Source organism: Pseudomonas sp. C9-3, from assembly GCF_032392015.1.
GTDB classification, from domain to species: Bacteria; Pseudomonadota; Gammaproteobacteria; order Pseudomonadales; family Pseudomonadaceae; genus Pseudomonas; species Pseudomonas nitroreducens.
In genome coordinates this window covers 1,741,822-1,761,618 of record NZ_CP135919.1, presented here as the reverse complement: position 1 = coordinate 1,761,618, position 19,797 = coordinate 1,741,822, and the positions used below count along the sequence as shown (strand labels likewise).

Genomic DNA, 19,797 nt, shown 5'->3' with positions numbered 1-19,797 from the left:
CACACAACGAGACGAGGTGCCGATTGGTCGAACGCCGCCAGTTCAGTGGTGCCATGCAGGGGCGCAACCTGCGCTACCTCGACGGTGAGTCCCGGGAGCCCGGCCGGCTCGCGCGGGTGGGCTTCCTGCTGCTGGAGCACTTCTCTCTGCCGGCCTTCACCCAGGCGCTGGATACCCTGGTCACCGCCAACCTCATCCGCGCACAGACCTTCGCCACGCAGACCTTCAGCCTCGATGGCGAGTCGGTCACCAGCGACCTGGGCCTGGTGATCTGCCCCGGCGCGACGCTGACCTCGGCGCAACTCGTCGAGCTCGACCTGCTGGTGGTGTGCGGCGGCCTGCGCACCCCGCTGCGCGCAATCCCCGAACTGACGCGCCTGCTGCAGATCGCCGCCGACCGCGGCATCGCCCTCGCCGGCCTGTGGAACGGCGCCTGGTTCCTTGGCCAGGCCGGCCTGCTGGACGGCTACCGTTGCGCCATCCACCCGGAGAACCGCGCGGCGCTGGCGGAGATCGCCCGGCACAGCGAGGTCACCAGCGAGAGCTACCAGGCCGACCGCGACCGCCTCACCGCCGCCAGCCCCACCGGCGCCTTCAACCTCGTGCTGGAGTGGATCAACGCGCGCCACGGCCGCGAACTGGTGGACGCCATCGTCGACATCCTCGCCTTCGAGGAGTCGCGCTTCCGCCGCACTCGCCCGGCGCTGCACGAAAAGCTCAGCGAGCCGCTGCGCGAGGCGATCAACCTGATGAGTGCGAACATCGAGGAACCGCTGAGCCAGGACCAGCTGTCGAACTACGTCGGGCGCTCCAAGCGGCAGATCGAGCGGTTGTTCCAGGAACAATTGGGCACCACGCCGGTGCGCTATTACCTGGAGCTGCGCATCACCGAAAGCCGCCGCCTGCTGCAGCATTCCAGCCTGCCGATGTACGAGGTAGGGCTGGCCTGCGGCTTCGTCTCGCCCAGCCATTTCAGCAAGTGCTACACGTCCTTCTACGGCTACTCGCCGTCCAGGGAGGCGCGTTTCGGTTGCGTGAAGGCGCAACGCACATCCGAGCGCTCCCCGTAGGAGCGGACTCTGTCCGCGATGGCTTCCCGGCTGTCGCGCCAGGCCGGCAGGGGTTCGCGAGCAAGCTCGCTCCTACAAGGAGCAGGACCGCCACACCCTGTGGGGACCGAGGGGGACGCCTAGTCCTTGCTCGCGAACAATGGCCCATCAACACACGAGACCATCGAAAACGTCGCACCCAGTGCTTCTGGCAATAAAAAACCGCGCCCTGGGGCGCGGTTTTTCATCCTGCTGGAAGCAACTGACCGATCAGCCCAGCGGCGGCGTGCTCGGCGGCACCAGGCGCTTGGAGCCGGTGGCCTCGAAGGCCGCGGCAAAGCTCAGCAGCGCCGAGTCGTCATAGGCGCGACCGGCGAAGGTCAGGCCCACCGGCATGCCGATGTCGGCCATCACGCCCATCGGCACGGTGACGGTCGGCACGCCCAGGTGACGGATCGCCAGGTTGCCGTTGGCTACCCAGATGCCGTTGCTCCAGGCGATGTCGGCCGATTCCGGGTTCACGTCGGCGTCCGCCGGGCCCACATCGGCCACGGTGGGGAACAGCACGGCGTCCAGCTTCAGGCCGTCCATCCAGTCTTCCAGGTCGAGCTTGCGGGTCTTCTCCAGGCCGCGCAGGCCGTCGGGCAGGGTTTCGATCTGGTCCCAGGTCTTCAGGCCACGCTTGGCCATGTTGACGTACTCGTCCATACCGGCGACCAGGTCGTCCTCGCGGTTCGGCAGAGTGCCCGGGTCATGCGGGAAGATCTTCGGCCCGTCGACGTCGGCCAGCTTGTTCAGCTTGGGGTCGCCGTTGGCGCGGAGGAAGTCGTCGAAGCCCCAGCCGGACAGTTCCCACAGTTCGTCATGCAGGAACTGCTCGGAAACGAAGCCACGGTTGTACACGGTCGGCGCGCCAGGACGGTCGCCCTCGCAGTTGGAAACCAGCGGGAAGTCCACTTCGACGACTTCGGCGCCGGCGGCTTCCAGGGCCTTGCGGGCCTGTTCCCAGAGGTCGATGACCGAGGCGCGGGTGTTGATGCGCTGGCCGGTCGGGCCGCCGATACCGGGCTTCTCGCTGGTGCCGGCCAGTTCGTCCTTGTTGATGAACATGCGCGGCACGCCCAGGCGCTTGCCCTTGAGGGCTTCCGGGCCGGCGGCGAGGTCCAGGTAGGACGCCGGGCGCACTTCGCTGACGGCGGGGATCGGCACCCACGGCTGCAGGCGCCACAGGTCGCCACGCTTGTCGGCGTCTTCGGCGACGACCACGTCAAGCACTTCCAGCAAATCGGCCATGGTGCGGGCGTAGGGCACCACCACGTCCATGGTCGGGGTCAGCGGCCAGTTGCCACGCACCGAGATCACGCCACGGGACGGGGTGTAGGCGCACAGGCCGTTGTTCGACGCCGGGCCGCGGCCGCTGGACCAGGTTTCTTCCGCCAGGCCGAAGGCCGAGAAGCTCGCGGCGGTCGCAGTGCCGGCACCGTTGGAGGAGCCGGAGGCGAAGGGCGCGGTGAGGAACTTGCGGTTGTACGGGCTTTCCGCACGGCCGTAGACGCCGCGCTGCATGCCACCGTTGGCCATGGGCGGCATGTTGGTCTTGCCCAGGCAGATGGCGCCGCCAGCGCGCAGGCGCTCGACGGTGAAGGCGTCGCGGTAGGCGATCAGGTCCTTGAAGGCCGGGCTGCCGGAAGCGGCGGTCAGGCCTTTCACCAGGTAGCTGTCCTTGGCGGTGTACGGAATGCCGTCCAGCGGGCCGAGGGTTTCGCCACGAGCGCGGCGGGCGTCGGAGGCTTCGGCTTCCTTCAGGGCCTCGGGGTTGCGCACGACCACGGCGTTGAGCTTGGTCGGGCCATCGTAGGCATCGATGCGCGCGAGGTAGGCCTTGACCAGTTCGACCGCGGTGGTGCGGTCCGACTCGAGGGCTTCACGCAGCTGCGCAATGGAAACTTCGGTTACCTCGATCATGCTTTCACCGTCGGCTGAAGGTTGGTGGGAAGGGGCAGGTCTGCGTCGCGAAGGACCCAGACGGCGCAAGTCGGAAAATGCGTGTTCATCTCGATTCTCTTGTACTTCTGTTACGCGACGGGAGTGAGTTTACCGTCGGCCGGCGGCGTCGTTCAGCGCCCGGCGGACAAACCGGATGCGCATCCTGGGCAAGGCAGGGCGAATACAGCCGCCAGGGCGCACACACTGGCATGTCCGATCAGAATACACAACACGCGTAAATTAAAAAAAACGCCCGCCGAGCGCGGACTCGACGGGCGAGATACGGGTGCCGGGGGAAGCACCCTTGGAGAGTGAATCAGCGAAAGCCCGAAGGCAGACGCTGGCGCAGGCTACTCGCCGCCTGCCGGCGCTGGGCGGGTCGCTGGGGGGAGCGACCCGCTCGAAGACATATCAACCTCTACAGATCATCAACCGTGCTGCGAGCACTGGTAGGCGGCGTCCAGCAGCTCGCCCTTGTCCTGCCAGGCGCTGCGCTGGTAGGCGCTGAAATGGTTGCCACCGGCGATGGGGGTCACCTGGACGATGCCGCTGGCCTGCAGCGGATCAGCGCTGCCGGTGAGCAGCTGGCGGGTGGTGCCGCGGTCGCTGACGAACGTGGCGGTGCCGGGAGTCAGCCTGCCGTCGACGCAGTTGAGGTAGGCGCTGCTGTCCTGGGCAGTCATGCCGCCGAGGCTGTCCCAGCTCAGCTGGCTTTCGGAGGTCGCCGCGCAGCCGGTCAGGCTTGCCACCGCCAGCAGTAGCGAACCAAGGGCGATACGGGCAGCCGGGCGATTGGCGGTGGGGCGCTGGGTGTTCATCGATTCTGTCCCTTGCTCGGTTCATCGATCTCGTGGGACAGATAGTCAGCCGCGCCCGGCCCGCGCACCACTCGATTGCATCGATAGTGAAACTCGACGGTATTGATGGTTGCGCACCGCTGCGCAGGAAGTTCGAACCCTCCCCGCCATGGCCGGTCGCAAATCAGGAAGCCCCCGCCTTTCCAACCCCGGAGGACATGCCATGAGCTACGACTGGGACCTGATCGAACGCCTGCTGCTGCGCGCCCAGGAATGCGCTGACCAACCCTACAAGGCTCGCGAATGCGGCGAGGAAGTGGCCGAGCAGCACCGGCTGCAGGGCGAGCCGGTGGAGGGCAGCACGGATCATCTGAAGAAGGTCGCCGGCGACCTGGAGGGCGATCTCTTCGCCAACGGCTATATCCAGGAGCGCCCGCGCGAACACGGCGGCACCGGCAACAACTTCGAGCTGACCGAGCGCGGCACCGAGTTGCTCACGCTGATCAGCCGCAGCTTCCCGGACCACCTGGTATTCCGCCAGCTGCTCGACGAGCAGGGCGAGGCGGCGCTGCTGCCGGAATCCTTCGACCGGCTGGCCGAGCGCGCCACCCGCGACCGGGTGAACGATCGACCGGAGCGCTGAAGGCTCAGGCGGCTGGCAATTCCATGACCATCTCGTGCCACGCCATGCCGCCATGGTCGGACGCCGACGGCTTGACGTAGCGGTAGCCGAAGCGCTCGTAGAGCGGCACGTGGCGGTCCTTGCACATCAGGTGGATGGTGCGCTTGCCCAGGCCCGCCATGCGTTCGACAAAGGTGCGCATCAGCAGCGACGCATAGCCTTTGCCCTGCTGCGCCGGGTCGATCACCACCGACATGATCACCACGTTGGGCGCCGCCGGATCATGGCCGATGAGTTCCTTGAAGTCCTCGTCGGACATCACCACGTCGAACGCGCAGCCACTGTTGATGAAGCCGATGATCTCGCCGTCCAGCTCCATGATCAGGAAGCCTTCGGGGTACTGCGCGATGCGCGTGGCGATCTTCTCGTGCGTCGCCGCTTCGTCGCCTTCGTAGGCGGTGGTTTCGATCGCGAAGCAACGGTCGGTGTCGGCGGGAACGGCGGTGCGGAAGGTCGGCGCGGTCATGGGGGAAATCCTGGCAGGGCAAACAGGATGGCATGGTAAAGAAACCCGGCCGTCCCGTCTCGCCGCCCTGCCCTGCGGCCGGCCTCAGCCCTGTGGCAGGCGCGCGATCGCCTTGATCTCGAAATCGAAGCCGTAGAGCCAGGTCACGCCCACCGCGGTCACCGTCGGATAGGGGGCTGCGCCCCAATAGTCGGCGGCAACCTGCCAGGCGCGCTCGAAATTCGCCTGGGGGTCGACCATGAAGATCGTCACGTCCATCACGTCATCGAAGCTGCAACCGGCGGCGTCGAGGATCGCGTTGAGGTTTGCGAAGGCGCGCCGCACCTGGGCATCCAGCCCAGCCTCGGGCGAACCGTCCTCGCGGCTGCCAACCTGGCCCGAGACGAACAGCAGGCCGTTGCTGCGGATCGCCGGGGAATAGCGGTTGCGTTCATAAAGAGCCTGGCGGCCGGAAGGGAAAACCACGTCACGTGTACTCATCTGCTTGCTCCAGCGAGGGGCGCGATGGCCCCGGTTCAACGATGGAGGCAGGTTACGGCGCGGGCGGGCAGCAATAATCGGGCAACACTGGTCAGCATTGTTTGTAGAATCCAAACAATCAGCCCCTATCAACGCCCTCCTTCCTGAGCCAGCCGGAGCCGCCATGGACCGTTTCGATGCGATGCAAGCCTTCGCCCGCGTGGTGGAAACCGGCAGCTTCACCAAGGCCGCCGACACCCTGCACATGAGCCGCACCAGCGTGACCCAGCTGATCCAGCAGCTGGAGGCGCGCCTGCGTGTGCGACTGCTCAACCGCACCACGCGCAAGCTCAACCTCACCGCCGACGGCGCTGCGTACTACGAGCGCGTGGTGCGCCTGCTGGCGGACATGGATGACGCCGAGACCAGCCTATCCAGCGCCGCCGCCGAACCCCGCGGGCGGCTAAGGGTGGACGTGCCCAGCCCGCTGGCGCGCATCCTGCTGATCCCCGCGCTGCCGGGCTTCCACGCGCGCTACCCGGACATCCAGATCGACCTGGGCGTCAGCGACCGCATGGTCGACCTCATCGATGAGAATGTGGATTGTGTGGTGCGCGGTGGCGAACTCACCGATCAATCGCTGATGGCCCGGCGCGTCGGCGACCTGCAGTTGGGGGTCTTTGCCGCACCTTCCTACCTGCAGCGCGCCGGAGTGCCGGAGCACCCGCGTGACCTGGAGAATAGCCAGCAGCGCATCGTCGGTTACCTCTGGGCGCGCACCGGCAAGCCGTTGTCGTACGCGCTGCACAAGGAGGGAGAAACCGTGCAGGTCCAGGGTCGGCCGGTGCTGACCGTGGACGACGGCAACGCCTACCTCGCCGCCGGTATCGCCGGCATGGGGGTGCTCTGGCTGCCGCGCTACATGGCCGACGAGGCCGTGGCGCGCGGCGAACTGGTGGAGCTGTTCGCCGGCTGGACGATGGAAACCATGCCGCTGTTCGTGGCCTTCCCGCCCAACCGCCACGTCAGCGCGAAGCTGAGGGTGTTCATCGACTGGATCGTCGAGCTGATGGCGCGACACGCGCCGGTGGCCCAGCCCCTGCTCTAGACAGCGCAGCTTCAACCCAGGCGCATGGACAATTCCACGTCATCGGCAAACGAAATCGACAGGTAGCGCCCGCCCGGCAGGCGGACCTCCGCCAGGTATTCCGCGCTGTAGTCGGCGTTGTCGGCGATGACCAGCGCACCGGGCCGCAGACGGTTTTCCACCAGGGCGAGGATTTCCGGGTAGAGCGCCTTGGCGCCGTCGAGCAGCAACAGGTCGATGCTCTCGGGCAGGTCGCGGGCCAGCGTCTGCAGTGCATCGCCCTCGCGGATTTCCACCAGGTCGGCCACGCCACCCGCGACCAGGTTGGCCTGGGCGCGTGCCACTTTCGAAGGCTCGAACTCGCTGGTGATCAGCCGGCCGCCGCCGTTGTCGCGCAAGGCAGCCGCCAGGTGCAGCGTCGAAATACCGAAGGAAGTGCCGAATTCGACGATGTGCCTGGCGCCGATGCTGCGCGCCAGCATGTACAGCAGCGCACCGGTTTCCCGCGAGACGGGCAGCGGCTGATCCTTGAGCTGGCCGTAGAGCTCCCGGTACTCGGTCTTGCTCTGCATCAGGTGCGTCAGCGCGGCCTGGTCGAGATTGGCGAAGGCCGGGCTGGACTGGGGAGAGGCCGCATCAGCTTCCTCGAAGAGGCGTTGCAGCAGGGGTGCCACGGGGGCAGAAGTGAGGGTCGTCATGGTGGTCTCCGGATAGGGGATTGAGCGCGAAAAAGCGCCCGACTAGAATGCGACGAATTCGTCAGGTTCCACTATTCGCATTGCCGGAGAGCCCCATGCCCGAACGCCGCAGCCCGCGTATTTCCACGCGCAAGGAGCCGAAACAGGCGCGCTCCAACGACCTGGTGACGGCCATTCTGGATGCCGCTGTTCAGGTTCTGGAGAAGGAAGGCGCCTCGCGTTTCACCACCGCGCGCGTGGCCGAGCGCGCCGGGGTCAGTGTCGGCTCGCTGTACCAGTACTTCCCGAACAAGGCGGCGCTCCTGTTCCGCCTGCAGAGCGACGAGTGGCGGCAAACCACCGAGATGTTGCGCGGCCTGCTGGCGGACGAAACGCAGGCGCCATTGCAGCGCCTGCGCAACCTCGTCCATGCCTTCATCCGTTCCGAGTGCGAAGAGGCGCGAATGCGCATCGCCCTGAGCGATGCCGCCCCGCTCTACCGTGATGCGCCGGAGGCCCGCGAAGCCAAGGCCGCCGGCGAGGGGATTTTCCAGGCGTTCATCGCCGAAGCCCTCCCGCTCGCTCCCGAAGCACAACGCACGCTGGCTTGCGAGTTGATCACCACGACGCTCGGCTCGGTGGGCAAGCAGTTCTCGGAAAGCCCGCGCAGCGCCGAGCAGATCGATGCATTCAGCGACGCGATGGCAGATATGTTCTGCGCCTACCTGAAGAGCCTCATGCAGTAGAGGCTTACTCCCGGCACGCCACCAGCAGCGCCTCGGCCTTGGCGCCCGGCATCATCTCCTGCAACCCGGCAATCAACTGCTCACCCGCACCCTGCAGGGCCTCCAGCGGCATCTGCGGCAGGCTTTCGAGGATGAACCACATCTGCTGCGCTTCGGCGTCCAGGCGGGTGCGCACGCCCTGCCGCCAGTTCCAGCGGCGACAGGTGACACCGAGGTCGTCACGCCAGACGACTTCGCCGGCGTCGGGCGATTCGTGGGCCGGCGTGCCGTCCTTCATCGTGTCGAAGAGTTCGTTGCCGTCGGCGATTACCAGGCGCGGGGTTCCGATGTAGGCGGCGAGGTTCTCCCCACCCACCGGAATCGCGAACTGCACGCTGATGGCGTTGTACAGGTCCACCACCGGATCGATCACCGGCAGGCTGCCGTCACGCAGTACACGCTTGCGCAGCGCCTCTGCCGAGCAGGGCGTGCGCTGGGGCTTGGCGCCGAAGCGGCGGAACACTTCGGCCCACGCCGCCAGGTGTGCCTCGGCCCAGGCCGGCTCGCCCGCCAGGAGCGCCGCGCAGGCTCGCTGCAGGGCCTGCTCGGCCACCGCCGGGTGGCGGATCGGCGCGGCCTCGACCGTGATGCTCAGGGCCCGAAAGCCGGGGGCGATGGCAGCGATGGCGGGATCAATGCGAGGCGTGACGGGATGCATGGCGAAATCCTTGATGTACAGCGAATGCGGACGATCGAATTGCCCGCCTCAGCGGCGAACGAAGTTGCGCTTGTTGTAGTCGCCCCAGGCAACAGACAGGGTTTTCAGCACGCACAGCAATGTGGTCCATCTGGACGTCATTGGAATAGCTCCGGTAACAGGGGAATGGGGCGCGAAAAGCGCGCCCGACCAGCGTAGTTCTACCGGCATGGCGTTCTCGCTGCCATGAAATCCCCGAATGAAGGATTAGCCCTGCTTATCGGATATCACGCAAATCGACTTTGCTAATACCGCCCAACTGTCAGGCTTTAGCTGATCTGAACTGTCGGGCCACAAAAATCGTGGATTGAAGTGCGCCCTCGCCAGCGTTGAGATGGGCTGACGGAAATACCCGCCGCCATTCCCACCCAAAACAACGACAAAGAGGTTCGCGCCCCATGCGCACACTGATCAAAGCCTTGGCCCTGGCTTCCACTACCCTCCTCGGCGCACCGTTCGCCGCCACCGCCACCGCCGCCGAGGCGCCCAAGGCCGACGCCCTCAAGGTAGAAAAACCGACCTTCGTGGTACACAAGCTGACGGACTTCCTCTACGCCATCGGCGAGCCGAACTACTACCAGAAGAACTATTCGTACCTGCTGGTGGGTTCTGAGCACGCGCTGATGTTCGACTCAGGCGCGAACCAGAAGGAAGACGTCACCCAGGTCGCCCGCCAGATCACCGACAAGCCGCTCTCGGTGCTGCCTTCGCACCTGCACTTCGACCATCTGGGCGGGCTGCACAACTTCCAGAGCATCTACCTGGTGGATACGCCCTTCACCGCGAAATTCCGCCGCGCCGACGGCCTCTACCAGGTGCCCGAGCCGGTCTACCTGGGCAACATCGACCACATGACCCTGGCGCCCTTCAAGGTGTCACGGCTGGTGAAGCCTGATGAAGTGATCGATCTGGGCGGCCTCAAGCTGCGCCTGCTGAGCATGCCCGGCCACACGCCGGACGAAGTTGCGCTGTTTGACGAAGCGCACAACATCCTGCTCTCCGGCGACCACCTGTATCCGTCGTGGCTGCTGGCGGGGAACCTGAAGGATTACGTCGCCTCGCTGGACACCACCCTGAAGGTGATCAACCCGCAGACCACCCTCTACGGCGCCCACGCCGACGAGGACCCGAGCAAGGTGCCGGCCATGACCTACGCCGACGTCGTGGCGGTTCGCGACAAGATGCAGCAGATCCAGGCCGGCCGCGCCAAGGGCGAAGCCTTCAGCGACCCGGAACTGATCAGGAGCTCGGAGCTGTACAAGGTGGAGAAGGACATCAGCATCCTGACCGACATCCAGTTCACGGATGGGCGCGGGTACGGCTACTGAGGCCTGCGCCCAACCCGCCTTTTGTAGGACCGAGAGGGACGCCCAGTCCTTGCTCGCGAACCGGGGTCAGCCTGATACAAAAGTGCAGGAAGGTAGGCTGCTGTTCGCGAGCAAGCTCGCGCCTAAAGATACTTCCAACCCACAGCGCTGGCGGGTTGAGCACTACTCACCCACAGACAGCAACCACTCGATGAACGCCCGTACCTCCGGGCGTTCCCGCTTCGCCTCGGGGCAGACCACGTAGTAGTTGTGCACTGCCGCTACCGAGATCGGCAGCGGGCACACCAGCCGGCCTTCGTCCAGGTCGCGTTGTGAAACCGTCTCGTCGCTGAGCGCCACGCCGAAGCCATCGCGCGCCGCCTGCAGGACCATGCCGAAATCCTCGAAATGGATGTCCTCGGCGCCTCCGCGGCTGTGGCCAGCCTCGGCCAGCCATTGCTGCCACTGGCTGCCATCGTCCTCGTGGAGCAACCGGTGCCGCGCCAGGTCCGCGGCCTCGACGATGGCCAGCGGCCCACGCAGGTACTGCGGGCTGCACACCGGCGTCATGCGGATGCCATGCAGCAGACGCCACCAGACACCCGACCACGGCGGCGTGCCATAGATCACCGCGACGTCGGCGCGGCGCCAGTCCACCTGGGGCATGCCCGGCGCGGTGATCACGCTCACCCGCACCGAACTCGACTCCTCCATGAAGCGCAACAACGGCCGGGTCAGCCACTCCACGCCTTCGGCCGGGGGGATCGACAGGCAGATATCCACCCGTTCCTCGTCCGGGCGCCCTCCTGCCTGCAACGCCAGGACCGCCCCGCTGATCTCGTCCATCGCGCTGGCCACGCTCTTCTGCAGCGCTCGCCCACTGGCGGTCAGCACCAACTGGCGGCCGCGCTTCTCGAACAGCTCCACGCCCAGGCCGGCCTGCAGCGCCTTGACCTGCTGGCTGACCGCGCCGGTGGTGACGTGCAGTTCGACGGCAGCCGCCGCCAGGCTGCCCAGGCGGGCCACGCTTTCGAACACCCTGAAACTGTGCAGTGGCGGGAGGGCCATCTTCTGAAGCAGTCCTGCGCAAATCGTGACGGACGGTTATAGCAGGAGCGGCCTTCACAGGGGAACGCAACGCGCTCGAAGCCCCCCTGGCCCACAAATTGCGAAGTCCTGTGTCCAGGTGGTCGCAAAGAACCTTTCGGCGCTTTGCATGCAGCCAACTGGTGCTTTTGGATTCAGAAATGCACACATTTTGGGCAAAGCATCCCGAGTCAGGATTTCATGCATAACGCTGATTGCAGAGCGATCTCAACGGAAAAAGCACTTAACCTCCCGGTCAGATTCCGGACCATCGGACGAGAAAATGTATACAAACCAGTGGATATTTCACACGAACTTTGTCTACAGTGGCCGCACAACAAAAACAAGCGAGTCCTCAGCCATGAATGATCGTTCAGCTGTAGCGTCCGCCGGAGCACGCCCGGAAGACGAGAACCTCGGAATCGGCGCCAACCTGGCGTACGGCCTGCAACACGTTCTGACCATGTACGGCGGTATCGTCGCCGTGCCCCTGATCCTCGGCCAGGCGGCCGGGCTCTCCCCCAGCGAGATCGGCCTGCTGATCGCCGCCTCGCTGTTCGCCGGTGGCCTCGCCACCCTGCTGCAGACCCTCGGCATCCCCTTCTTCGGCTCACAGATGCCGCTGGTGCAAGGCGTATCCTTCGCCGGCGTCGCCACCATGATCGCCATCCTCGGTGGCGGCTATGAGGGCGGCGGCATGCCCGCCGTGCTCGGTGCGGTGATGGCAGCCTCGTTCATCGGCTTCCTGATCACGCCGATCTTCTCGCGTATCACCAAGTTCTTCCCGCCGATGGTCACCGGCATCGTCATCACCACCATCGGCCTGACGCTGATGCCGGTGGCGGCGCGCTGGGCCATGGGCGGCAACCCCAAGGCACCGGACTTCGGCAGCATGGCCAACATCGGCCTGGCCGCGCTCACCCTGGTGATCGTCCTGCTACTGAGCAAGCTGGGCAGCGCCTCCATCTCGCGCCTGTCGATCCTGCTGGCCATGGTGATCGGTACCGTGATCGCCGCCGCCCTGGGCATGACCGACTTCTCCCGCGTGGCCGAAGGCCCGATGGTGGCCTTCCCGTCGATCTTCCATTTCGGCCTGCCGACCTTCCACATCGCCGCCATCATCTCGATGCTGATCGTGATCATGGTGACCCTGGTGGAGACCTCGGCGGACATCCTCGCCGTCGGTGAGATCATCGGCACCAAGGTCGACTCCAAGCGCCTGGGCAACGGCCTGCGCGCGGACATGGCCTCCAGCATCCTGGCGCCGATCTTCGGCTCCTTCACCCAGAGCGCGTTCGCCCAGAACGTCGGCCTGGTGGCCGTGACCGGCGTCAAGAGCCGCTACGTGGTAGCCACTGGCGGGCTGATCCTGGTGACCCTCGGCCTGCTGCCGGTGATGGGCCGGGTGATCGCCGCGGTGCCCTCATCCGTGCTGGGCGGCGCTGGCGTGGTGCTGTTCGGCACCGTGGCGGCGAGCGGCATCCGCACGCTGTCCAAGGTCGACTACCGCAACAACATGAACCTGATCATCGTCGCCACCTCGATCGGCTTCGGCATGATCCCGATCGCCGCGCCGAGCTTCTACGAGCACTTCCCTAGCTGGTTCGCCACCATCTTCCACTCGGGCATCAGCTCGGCGGCGATCATGGCCATCGGCCTCAACCTGCTGTTCAACCACTTCAAGACCGGCAACTCGGACCAGCAGTCGGTATTCGTCGCCGCCGAGGAACGCACCCTGCGCTACCGTGACATCGCTGCGCTGAACGAGGGTGACTACTTCCAGAACGGCAAGCTGTTTGACGCCGAGGGCAACGAAGTACCGGTAATCGTCGACGATCACGACCACGACGAGCACCACGCGCCAGCGACCAGACCGCTCAAGCGCGAGACGGTGAACAGCAGCGCCTGATACTCAGTCAGACGTCCATGAAAAAGGCCCCTTCCGGGGCCTTTTTCATTCAGGGCGCCTGTTCCTGCAGCAGGGCCTGATCGACCAGCCGCCAGGTCTTCGGCCCCACTATGCCATCAGCCACCAGCTCGTGGCGGCGCTGGAACTCCCGCACCGCAGCTTCGGTTTTCGCGCCAAAATGGGCGTCCTCATCGGCACCACAGGCACGCTGGACAAGGCGCACCAGGTCACCTACCGCACCACGCCGCAAGGTCGGCCGCGGTAACTGGCCAGGCACCGTATCCGGCTCCAGGGCCGGGATCATCGGACGCAGGATCGCCTTGCCATCGAGTATCTCGCGCACCCTCGCGCGAAATGCCTCCATGTCGAAGGTCGGATCGTTCTTGCGCCCATGCGGCAGGGCGTACTCCTTGTGGCCGGCGCAGGCCTGTTCGTCCTGCTTCAGGTGCTTGAGAATGGCCGCGACACCGCGCTGGTAGCTGTCCATCAGTACGTCGCTCCAGGCTTCATCGAGCCCGGTGTTTTCCGCCTCGATGCCGATGAAGCTGCTGTTACCAGAGCTTATGCCTTCCCAGCTTCCCTTGCCGGCATGGTTGCAGCGGCCGGCGGCGATCACGTAATAGGTGCCGTCGCGCCCGAGCCCCAGCTGTGCCAGCGGCCCGCTGAGATCACGGCGCCCCTCGATCAGGGTCTTGAGACTGGGCATATTGCCGCGCAACGGGCCAGCGGTGTGATGGCAGATCACGCCGTGCACCTGCCCCATATCTCCCACGCCGCGACTGCTCCAGCCGTCCACACGGGCTACTTTCAAGCCGGCGGCTTCGAGCACGTCCGGCAACCAGGTCAATGCATAGCTCATGCTTCGACTCCTCCGGTGGCGGCGGGCAGGTCCTCGTCCGCGGTTTCCTCTTCGATGGGGCAATCGCAACCGTCGATCTCAACCTCCGGGTGCAGCATGACGACCCCGGGCGCCGACAGCCCCACCGGCGCCGCGAGTGGCGCCGCGGCTGGCTCCAGCAGCGGCAGCATCAGCGGCGCCGAGGCGCCTCCACCTGGAGGCGGATTGACTACCACCAGGCTCAGTTGGCGGCCCGTCAGCAGGTCCTCCTCCAGCAGTTGCACCGCCAGGCGAGTGCTGTCGCTGATGGTGGTTTCACGGCTCACGCCGTTGACCTGGACGACGGCACCGCGCACGAAACCGCCGCCCTGCAGGCTGACATGGAGGGACTGGGCATCCACGGCGCCAGGCTGTGCATCGGTCAATATCGGCACGGGGTTGCTCAGGCCGTCGCGGCGCTTGTCGCTTTCACGGGTCCGGAACAGGGTGTCGAACAACTCACCCAGCTTGTCGGTGGCCTGCTTGGCGAACATGCCGGCAAGGCATGCCATGCCCACCAGGCCGTAGAGATTGACGTTGACCACACCGTCATCGGCAGCCGCCGTGGTACCAACAGTGAGGAATCCGCCGCGGATGACCAGGTAGAGCATCAGCGCGAGGATCATGCCGATAAAGGGCTTGAGGATGTACCACCAGATCCAGCTGGCCATGAAGCGGTCGTTGCCGACGAAGTCGCCGAACGACTTGGCAATATGCACGAAGCTGCCCAGGCCGCCCGCGACCATCACCATCACCAGCAACCGGGCATCTGGGCCAGGGCACCAGCCGAGCAGGCATTGCGCGCCGGCGTCGCCTTCGACACCGGCCAGCGGGAACTTCGGGTAGTGTTGCGGCCACAACGACACAAGCAGCCAGGCCAGCAGAAGGGAAAGGAAGATCAGGCCAGCGCCCATCGTCCATATTTGCAGACGATTCGCGCGGCGAGTCCGGGTGCGTGTGTCCATAGCGGCTCCGGGCAACGAGGGATGGAAACGATCCCTGTCGCGAAGCGCCACGGCATGCGCCCAATGCTTCAACCACTGGCGCCTTCCGCGCATTCGCACGGCTGACAGTCCAGCTCACGTTAGCGCAGCGCAAAGGCTCTGCAAGGGGGCTTTGCGGATAAATTCGGGCGTCTCGCCACCGTTACGTTGCAGCGCTGAAACAGGTGCTGTTTCAGCGTTGAAATCAAGCCGCTTCGGTTTCCGCGCCCGGCGCGTCCAGCAGCCCGATAAACGCCCGCAGCGCCGGCGTGTCGGTGCCGCGCCGCCAGAACAGCCAGGTGCTGGCATCGGCGTGATGTGGCGCCAGGCGGTGGATCGCCACGTTGCGGCCGCCGGCCAGGCTCTCGAACATCGCCCGCGGGATGATCGCCACGCCACCGCCCGCCGCGATGCAGGCAAGCATGCCGTGGTAGGACTCCATCTCGACGATCTTGCCCGGGACCACGCGGTGCTCGGCGAACCAGCCCTCCAGGCGCTTGCGGTAGGAGCAGGTATCGCGGAAGGCGAATACCGTCTCCCCCGCCACGTCCCGCGCGTCATGCACCGGCGGATGCGACCTGGCGCTCATCAGTACCAGCTCCTCGCGGTATACCGGCTGGCCGTCCAGTTGCGGGTGGTTGGCCGGGCCGTCCGCGAAGGCAGCGATGAAACGGCCGGAGAGCACCCCGTCGATCATCTCGCCCGAGGGGCCGGTGGAGAGGTCCAGTTGCACCTTCGGGCAATGCTGGTGGTAACGCGCGAGCATCTCCGGGATGCGCACCGCTGCCGTGCTCTCCATCGATCCCAGGGAGAAGCTGCCGTGGGGCTCGGCGCCCACCGCCACCTGCCTGGCCTCCTCCACCAGATCGAGGATGCGTTCGGCATATTCGAGGAAGCTGCGGCCGGTCGGCGACAGACGCAGGCGCAGCTTCTCACGGATGAACAGCTCGGTGCCCAGCTCCGCCTCCAGCTGCTTGATCCGCGTGGTCAGGTTGGAAGGCACGCGGTGCAGACGGGCCGCGGCGGCGGTGATGCTGCCTTCGGTGGCGACGGCGCGGACGATTTCCAGCTGGGTCAGGTCCATCATTCTCTCCGAGAGAAAGAGTCTTTCTTGATTATTCATTTTACATGAATGGTTCGGCATCTTAATTTCTGCCCCATTCCGGAGCCAGTGCGCCCGGACGAACGACCGGCCTTGCGCCCCTACACAGAACAAGCAGGACTCACCATGAATCAGATCGCCGCCATCCCCGCTGCCATCTCCCGCAGCCCCGCCACCGGCCAGGAACTGGCCCGCTACACCTTCGAAGACGCCGCCCAGCTTGAAACCTCGCTGGCCCGCACCGATGCCGCGTTCCGCCAATGGCGCGACACCAGCATCGCCGAACGTGTCGCCGTGCTGCGCAAGATGGCCGAAGTGCTGCGCGCCAACGTCGAGCCGATGGCCCGCATGGAAGCCCAGGAAATGGGCATGCCGGTCACCCAGGCCCGTGGCGAGATCAACAAGTGCGCCAACCTCTGCGAGTGGTACGCCGACAACGGCCCGGCCATGCTCGAAGACGAGAAGACCAGCATCGAAGGCGCGTACATCTCCTACCTGCCGCTGGGCCCGGTCCTGGCCGTGATGCCGTGGAACTTCCCCACCTGGCAGGTCATGCGTGGCGCGGTCAGCATCATCCTCGGCGGCAACACCTACGTGCTCAAGCACGCGCCGAACGTCATGGGCTGCGCCTATCAGCTGCGCGACGCCTGGCTGCAGGCCGGCCTGCCGGAAGGCGTGTTCGAGGTGCTGAACGTCGAGCCGCCGCTGGTCTCCAAGGCCATCGCCGATGACCGCATCGCCTCCATCGCCGTCACCGGCAGCGTCGGCGCGGGCGCCGCCATCGCCTCCCAGGCCGGTGCCGCGCTGAAGAAGTGTGTGCTGGAACTGGGCGGCTCCGACGCCTTCATCGTGCTCGCCGACGCCGACCTCGACGCCGCCGTGAAGGCCGCCGTCGCCAGCCGCTTCGGCAACTGCGGCCAGGTGTGCATCGCCGCCAAGCGCATGATCCTCGAAGAATCCATCGCCCCGGCCTTCACCGAGAAGCTGCTGGCTGCGGTGCAAGCGCTGAAGATCGGCGACCCGCTGGCGGACGACACCTTCGTCGGCCCGATGGCCCGCTTCGACCTGCGCGACGAGCTGGACGGCCAGGTACAACAGGCTATCGCCGACGGCGCCACCCTGCTGCTGGGCGGCCACAAGCTCGACGGCGAAGGCAACTACTACGCGCCGACCGTGCTGGCCAACGTGCAGCCGGGCAACACCGCGTTCAAGAAGGAAATCTTCGGCCCCGTCGCCTCGCTGATCGTCGCCCGTGACGCCGAGCACGCCCTGGAACTGGCCAACGACAGCGAGTTCGGCCTCTCCGGCGCGATCTGGACTGCCGACAAGGCCAAGGCCCAGCACATGGCCCGTCGCCTGGTCAGCGGTGGTGTGTTCATCAACGGCTTCTCCGCTTCCGATCCCCGCGTACCGATCGGCGGCGTGAAGAAAAGCGGCTTCGGTCGCGAGCTGTCGCACTTCGGCCTGCGCGAGTTCACCAACCCGCAGACCGTTTGGATCGACCGCAAGTAAGCCACGCTGAAAGCAGAAGGCCCCTCTATCGCCAAGCGGTAGCGGGGCCTTTTTCATGGGCGATGTACCGTGCGTTTCGTTCAAGGCAGAAGGGCCTTTGCAGGGGCAGACTTCTTACTCGCGAACAGAACCGGACCGAAGTCCGACCTCAAGCCGTAGGGCGGATAACCTGGAACAGGTTATCCGCCGGCTCATCCTTCGGCGGATAACGCTTGCGCGTTATGCGCCCTACAAGAACTTGAGGCGTTTCTGCATCAGGGCTTGGCCGCGCCCTTCTTCAGCTGCAGGAGCTCACGGGTGCTATGCCGGAGATTCTCGGCCAGGCTGCCCTGCTCATTGAAGCAGTCCTCGACGAGCCAGCCGCCTGACGTGCGATGCAACAGCAGGCCAAGGTCGCGGTCCTCCCCGGTCAGTGCATCCTTGAGCACCACCCGGGCCTTGATTCGCTCGTCGTCCACCGGGGCAAACTCCAGCGACTTCACCTTGATATCGCCCCAGTCCTGGCAATCGCACAGCGGGTCGCCACCCAGGTAGCCCAGCTCGCCATCGGCGGCGTCCTGGTCGGCCTTCATCAGGGCGATCAGCGAGGCGTCGTAGACGTCCTCTTCCTTCAGCGACTGGTTCGGCACGCCCAGCCCGTCCGGCGAATAGCTGGCGTACAACTGGCGCAGGAAGCGCTCCGCGCTGGCGGTGTCGACCGCCGACGTCGAAGCCGCGAGCGAAGTATCGAAGAGCGTCAGCAGGATCAGCGACAGGGCAAAGGCGGATCGCAGGAAGGCCATGGGATTCTCCATCGGGCAGCCGTACATCATCGCCCGGCGCAGCCTCGAAAATCCGTGAAGTGGTTAAAGCTGCGGGCGATAGCCCTGGGCGAGCAGCCAGCCCTGGAAGGCTCGACGCCGTTCCGGCGGCAGGTCCGCCAGCACCTGGGCTTCCGGCTCCGTGCGCAGCCGCCGCAGCCAGGGCGCCAGCTCCAGGCCGTCGAGGTGCCAGATGCCCAGCGGCTGATCGGCGCTGACCACCACTTCCGCCTCATCGACGAACTCGCCCCTCAGGACCGGTGCACGCTCGATGCGCAGGCTGGCGAAATCCGCCGGCACGTGGCTCGGCTGCTCGTCAGGCCACCCGCGGCGCGCCTGCCAGAACGGCTGGCCACTCCACTGTTCTTCGCTGGCATAGAAGTCACGGCCAACGCGAGCGAAGCGCAGGAACAGCTGCTCGACCCGTTGCTGGTGGAAGCGCTTGGCCAATTCAGCCCGCTCCGGCGCGCGCAGCAGCGTGTTGATCACCAGCGGCGCCTGCAAGGCCGAGGACAGCGACTGGAAGATGCCATTGCCCGACAGCGGGTCCACCGCCATCGCCGCATCGCCCACGCGAATCCAGTTATCGCCGCAAGCCTCCAGGCAGAGGATCGCCGTACTGCTGCGGGCGTGCAGGTCCAGTTCGCGCTCCTCGGCATCCCCGAAAAATTGCCGGACCAACCTCGACGCGCGGCGGCGCTCGCGGCAGTAGCCCAGCAGTTGCTCGCGGGGCGGCAGTTGGCTGCTGGCGACGTCCAGGGTGAGCTGCCAGTAGCAGCGCCCATCCTCCAGCCGCGCCATCCACGCCCAGCCGTCGGGCAGGCTCTCCACCGCTGTCGCCAAAGGACCGGGCTCGCCCTGCCAGCGATTGAGCAGGCTGAGGGTTTCCGGGCCGCGCCGGGCTTTCATTCCCTTCTGGCTCAAGGGCGCCTGCCGGCCTCGCGCCTCGACCAGAAAAGCGCCCTGCACTTTCCGGCCGTTTTCGATTTTCACGCGCCAGCCGGGGCCGTCTTCCGCCACGCCCAGCACCTGGGCTTCGATCAGTTCGACGCCGGCCAGCCTCAGGTCCTCGCGCAGTCCTGCGTCGAAGCGCGGGCGGTCGAGGACACATTCGATGTTCTGCGCGCTTTCCACACCGTTCCAGTGCACGCGACGCTGTGAGGGTGGCGCGGCGCACTCCAGCGCATGCCGCAAGCCGGCATTGCGCAGGCCTTCGAGTACGCGCTGGGAGACACCTTCGACGGCGGCGAAGCGGCGCCATTCGCTGATCACTGTGACGGGATGACCGAGACGGCGCAGGCCGAGGGCGACGGCGGCTCCGGCGGGGCCGACGCCAAGAATCAGGATCGGGCGTTCACTCATGCTACGGAGGCCCTCACCCTAGCCCTCTCCCAGAGGGAGAGGGGACTGATCGGCGTGCATGGGAGTTTCTGCGCACGTAGAGGGCCGCGGGAAAGTCTGCGTAATGAACGCTTGCAGAGGACGGCTCCCTCTCCCTCCGGGAGAGGGTTGGGGTGAGGGGAAAAAACTCGACCA

Annotated in this window: 19 protein-coding genes; 7 read left to right on the top strand and 12 right to left on the bottom strand. The window is 66.0% G+C overall.

Annotated features, from left to right (window positions below):
- The first annotated feature begins 53 nt into the window (after positions 1–53).
- Positions 54–1,070, top strand: coding sequence for a GlxA family transcriptional regulator (locus RS899_RS08030; protein ID WP_139093066.1), 1,017 nt, complete (start codon positions 54–56; stop codon positions 1,068–1,070).
- Positions 1,071–1,319: 249 nt separating this feature from the next.
- Here the strand turns inward: RS899_RS08030 and RS899_RS08025 are convergent, their stop codons facing one another.
- Together RS899_RS08025 and RS899_RS08020 are read right to left on the bottom strand one after the other, a co-directional pair.
- A complete protein-coding gene (locus tag RS899_RS08025; protein WP_315809572.1) occupies positions 1,320–3,014 on the bottom strand; it encodes an amidase in 1,695 nt (564 codons plus the stop codon).
- A gap of 449 nt (positions 3,015–3,463) precedes the next feature.
- A complete protein-coding gene (locus RS899_RS08020; protein WP_054907880.1) occupies positions 3,464–3,853 on the bottom strand; it encodes a hypothetical protein in 390 nt (129 codons plus the stop codon).
- A gap of 202 nt (positions 3,854–4,055) precedes the next feature.
- Between RS899_RS08020 and RS899_RS08015 the strand changes: the two genes are divergently transcribed.
- Positions 4,056–4,475 carry a hypothetical protein gene (locus RS899_RS08015; RefSeq protein ID WP_054907879.1) on the top strand — a complete coding sequence of 140 codons (420 nt, stop codon included), beginning with the start codon at positions 4,056–4,058 and terminating at the stop codon, positions 4,473–4,475.
- Positions 4,476–4,479: 4 nt separating this feature from the next.
- On the opposite strand, the gene RS899_RS08010 is transcribed toward RS899_RS08015, so the two are convergent.
- Both RS899_RS08010 and RS899_RS08005 read right to left on the bottom strand, forming a co-directional pair.
- Positions 4,480–4,980 carry a GNAT family N-acetyltransferase gene (locus tag RS899_RS08010; RefSeq protein WP_233300350.1) on the bottom strand — a complete coding sequence of 167 codons (501 nt, stop codon included), beginning with the start codon at positions 4,978–4,980 and terminating at the stop codon, positions 4,480–4,482.
- Positions 4,981–5,064: 84 nt separating this feature from the next.
- Positions 5,065–5,460: a RidA family protein gene (locus tag RS899_RS08005; protein ID WP_233300349.1), complete on the bottom strand. Its 396-nt coding sequence runs from the start codon at positions 5,458–5,460 to the stop codon at positions 5,065–5,067.
- A 163-nt stretch (positions 5,461–5,623) separates the two neighbouring features.
- Here RS899_RS08005 and RS899_RS08000 point away from each other — a divergent pair, with 163 nt between their 5' ends.
- Positions 5,624–6,547: a LysR family transcriptional regulator gene (locus tag RS899_RS08000; RefSeq protein WP_233300348.1), complete on the top strand. Its 924-nt coding sequence runs from the start codon at positions 5,624–5,626 to the stop codon at positions 6,545–6,547.
- An 11-nt stretch (positions 6,548–6,558) separates the two neighbouring features.
- On the opposite strand, the gene RS899_RS07995 is transcribed toward RS899_RS08000, so the two are convergent.
- Complete coding sequence (locus RS899_RS07995) at positions 6,559–7,224, bottom strand: O-methyltransferase (protein ID WP_233300347.1); 666 nt, start codon at positions 7,222–7,224, stop codon at positions 6,559–6,561.
- Positions 7,225–7,319: 95 nt separating this feature from the next.
- Here RS899_RS07995 and RS899_RS07990 point away from each other — a divergent pair, with 95 nt between their 5' ends.
- Positions 7,320–7,949 (top strand): TetR family transcriptional regulator, encoded by a 630-nt coding sequence (locus RS899_RS07990; RefSeq protein WP_233300346.1) that lies wholly within the window; start codon positions 7,320–7,322, stop codon positions 7,947–7,949.
- Between the two features lie 4 nt (positions 7,950–7,953).
- Here the strand turns inward: RS899_RS07990 and RS899_RS07985 are convergent, their stop codons facing one another.
- Complete coding sequence (locus RS899_RS07985; protein WP_315809571.1) at positions 7,954–8,646, bottom strand: B3/4 domain-containing protein; 693 nt, start codon at positions 8,644–8,646, stop codon at positions 7,954–7,956.
- 437 nt (positions 8,647–9,083) lie between these two features.
- Between RS899_RS07985 and RS899_RS07980 the strand changes: the two genes are divergently transcribed.
- Entirely contained in the window at positions 9,084–10,013 is a 930-nt protein-coding gene (locus RS899_RS07980) for an MBL fold metallo-hydrolase (RefSeq protein ID WP_315809570.1), read from the top strand.
- 162 nt (positions 10,014–10,175) lie between these two features.
- Here RS899_RS07980 and RS899_RS07975 read toward each other — a convergent pair whose 3' ends face one another.
- Complete coding sequence (locus RS899_RS07975; protein WP_054907871.1) at positions 10,176–11,060, bottom strand: LysR substrate-binding domain-containing protein; 885 nt, start codon at positions 11,058–11,060, stop codon at positions 10,176–10,178.
- 379 nt (positions 11,061–11,439) lie between these two features.
- Here RS899_RS07975 and RS899_RS07970 point away from each other — a divergent pair, with 379 nt between their 5' ends.
- The gene (locus RS899_RS07970; protein ID WP_054907870.1) at positions 11,440–12,987 is read left to right on the top strand and encodes a nucleobase:cation symporter-2 family protein; all 1,548 of its coding nucleotides are present in this window, start codon (positions 11,440–11,442) and stop codon (positions 12,985–12,987) included.
- A gap of 49 nt (positions 12,988–13,036) precedes the next feature.
- On the opposite strand, the gene RS899_RS07965 is transcribed toward RS899_RS07970, so the two are convergent.
- The 3 genes from RS899_RS07965 to ptrR form a co-directional block, all read right to left on the bottom strand.
- Complete coding sequence (locus tag RS899_RS07965; protein WP_315809569.1) at positions 13,037–13,846, bottom strand: N-acetylmuramoyl-L-alanine amidase; 810 nt, start codon at positions 13,844–13,846, stop codon at positions 13,037–13,039.
- The gene (locus tag RS899_RS07960; protein WP_233300341.1) at positions 13,843–14,829 is read right to left on the bottom strand and encodes a hypothetical protein; all 987 of its coding nucleotides are present in this window, start codon (positions 14,827–14,829) and stop codon (positions 13,843–13,845) included. The genes RS899_RS07965 and RS899_RS07960 overlap by 4 nt, the downstream gene beginning before the upstream one ends.
- 223 nt (positions 14,830–15,052) lie before the next feature.
- Positions 15,053–15,931 (bottom strand): putrescine utilization regulator PtrR, encoded by an 879-nt coding sequence (ptrR, locus tag RS899_RS07955; RefSeq protein WP_054907868.1) that lies wholly within the window; start codon positions 15,929–15,931, stop codon positions 15,053–15,055.
- Positions 15,932–16,075: 144 nt separating this feature from the next.
- Between ptrR and RS899_RS07950 the strand changes: the two genes are divergently transcribed.
- The gene (locus RS899_RS07950) at positions 16,076–17,461 is read left to right on the top strand and encodes an NAD-dependent succinate-semialdehyde dehydrogenase (protein ID WP_054907867.1); all 1,386 of its coding nucleotides are present in this window, start codon (positions 16,076–16,078) and stop codon (positions 17,459–17,461) included.
- A 254-nt stretch (positions 17,462–17,715) separates the two neighbouring features.
- Here RS899_RS07950 and RS899_RS07945 read toward each other — a convergent pair whose 3' ends face one another.
- Complete coding sequence (locus RS899_RS07945; RefSeq protein WP_315809568.1) at positions 17,716–18,243, bottom strand: DUF3828 domain-containing protein; 528 nt, start codon at positions 18,241–18,243, stop codon at positions 17,716–17,718.
- A gap of 63 nt (positions 18,244–18,306) precedes the next feature.
- Positions 18,307–19,623, bottom strand: coding sequence for a flavin-dependent monooxygenase QhpG (gene qhpG, locus RS899_RS07940; protein WP_315809567.1), 1,317 nt, complete (start codon positions 19,621–19,623; stop codon positions 18,307–18,309).
- Positions 19,624–19,797 lie beyond the last annotated feature (174 nt).

Excerpts from the sequence above, each read along its gene's own strand:
- RS899_RS08030 (WP_139093066.1), top strand. The coding sequence starts at position 54 with ATGCAGGGGCGCAACCTGCGCTACCTCGACGGTGAGTCCCGGGAGCCC.
- RS899_RS08025 (WP_315809572.1), bottom strand. The coding sequence starts at position 3,014 with ATGATCGAGGTAACCGAAGTTTCCATTGCGCAGCTGCGTGAAGCCCTC.
- RS899_RS08020 (WP_054907880.1), bottom strand. The coding sequence starts at position 3,853 with ATGAACACCCAGCGCCCCACCGCCAATCGCCCGGCTGCCCGTATCGCC.
- RS899_RS08015 (WP_054907879.1), top strand. The coding sequence starts at position 4,056 with ATGAGCTACGACTGGGACCTGATCGAACGCCTGCTGCTGCGCGCCCAG.
- RS899_RS08010 (WP_233300350.1), bottom strand. The coding sequence starts at position 4,980 with ATGACCGCGCCGACCTTCCGCACCGCCGTTCCCGCCGACACCGACCGT.
- RS899_RS08005 (WP_233300349.1), bottom strand. The coding sequence starts at position 5,460 with ATGAGTACACGTGACGTGGTTTTCCCTTCCGGCCGCCAGGCTCTTTAT.
- RS899_RS08000 (WP_233300348.1), top strand. The coding sequence starts at position 5,624 with ATGGACCGTTTCGATGCGATGCAAGCCTTCGCCCGCGTGGTGGAAACC.
- RS899_RS07995 (WP_233300347.1), bottom strand. The coding sequence starts at position 7,224 with ATGACGACCCTCACTTCTGCCCCCGTGGCACCCCTGCTGCAACGCCTC.
- RS899_RS07990 (WP_233300346.1), top strand. The coding sequence starts at position 7,320 with ATGCCCGAACGCCGCAGCCCGCGTATTTCCACGCGCAAGGAGCCGAAA.
- RS899_RS07985 (WP_315809571.1), bottom strand. The coding sequence starts at position 8,646 with ATGCATCCCGTCACGCCTCGCATTGATCCCGCCATCGCTGCCATCGCC.
- RS899_RS07980 (WP_315809570.1), top strand. The coding sequence starts at position 9,084 with ATGCGCACACTGATCAAAGCCTTGGCCCTGGCTTCCACTACCCTCCTC.
- RS899_RS07975 (WP_054907871.1), bottom strand. The coding sequence starts at position 11,060 with ATGGCCCTCCCGCCACTGCACAGTTTCAGGGTGTTCGAAAGCGTGGCC.
- RS899_RS07970 (WP_054907870.1), top strand. The coding sequence starts at position 11,440 with ATGAATGATCGTTCAGCTGTAGCGTCCGCCGGAGCACGCCCGGAAGAC.
- RS899_RS07965 (WP_315809569.1), bottom strand. The coding sequence starts at position 13,846 with ATGAGCTATGCATTGACCTGGTTGCCGGACGTGCTCGAAGCCGCCGGC.
- RS899_RS07960 (WP_233300341.1), bottom strand. The coding sequence starts at position 14,829 with ATGGACACACGCACCCGGACTCGCCGCGCGAATCGTCTGCAAATATGG.
- ptrR (WP_054907868.1), bottom strand. The coding sequence starts at position 15,931 with ATGGACCTGACCCAGCTGGAAATCGTCCGCGCCGTCGCCACCGAAGGC.
- RS899_RS07950 (WP_054907867.1), top strand. The coding sequence starts at position 16,076 with ATGAATCAGATCGCCGCCATCCCCGCTGCCATCTCCCGCAGCCCCGCC.
- RS899_RS07945 (WP_315809568.1), bottom strand. The coding sequence starts at position 18,243 with ATGGCCTTCCTGCGATCCGCCTTTGCCCTGTCGCTGATCCTGCTGACG.
- qhpG (WP_315809567.1), bottom strand. The coding sequence starts at position 19,623 with ATGAGTGAACGCCCGATCCTGATTCTTGGCGTCGGCCCCGCCGGAGCC.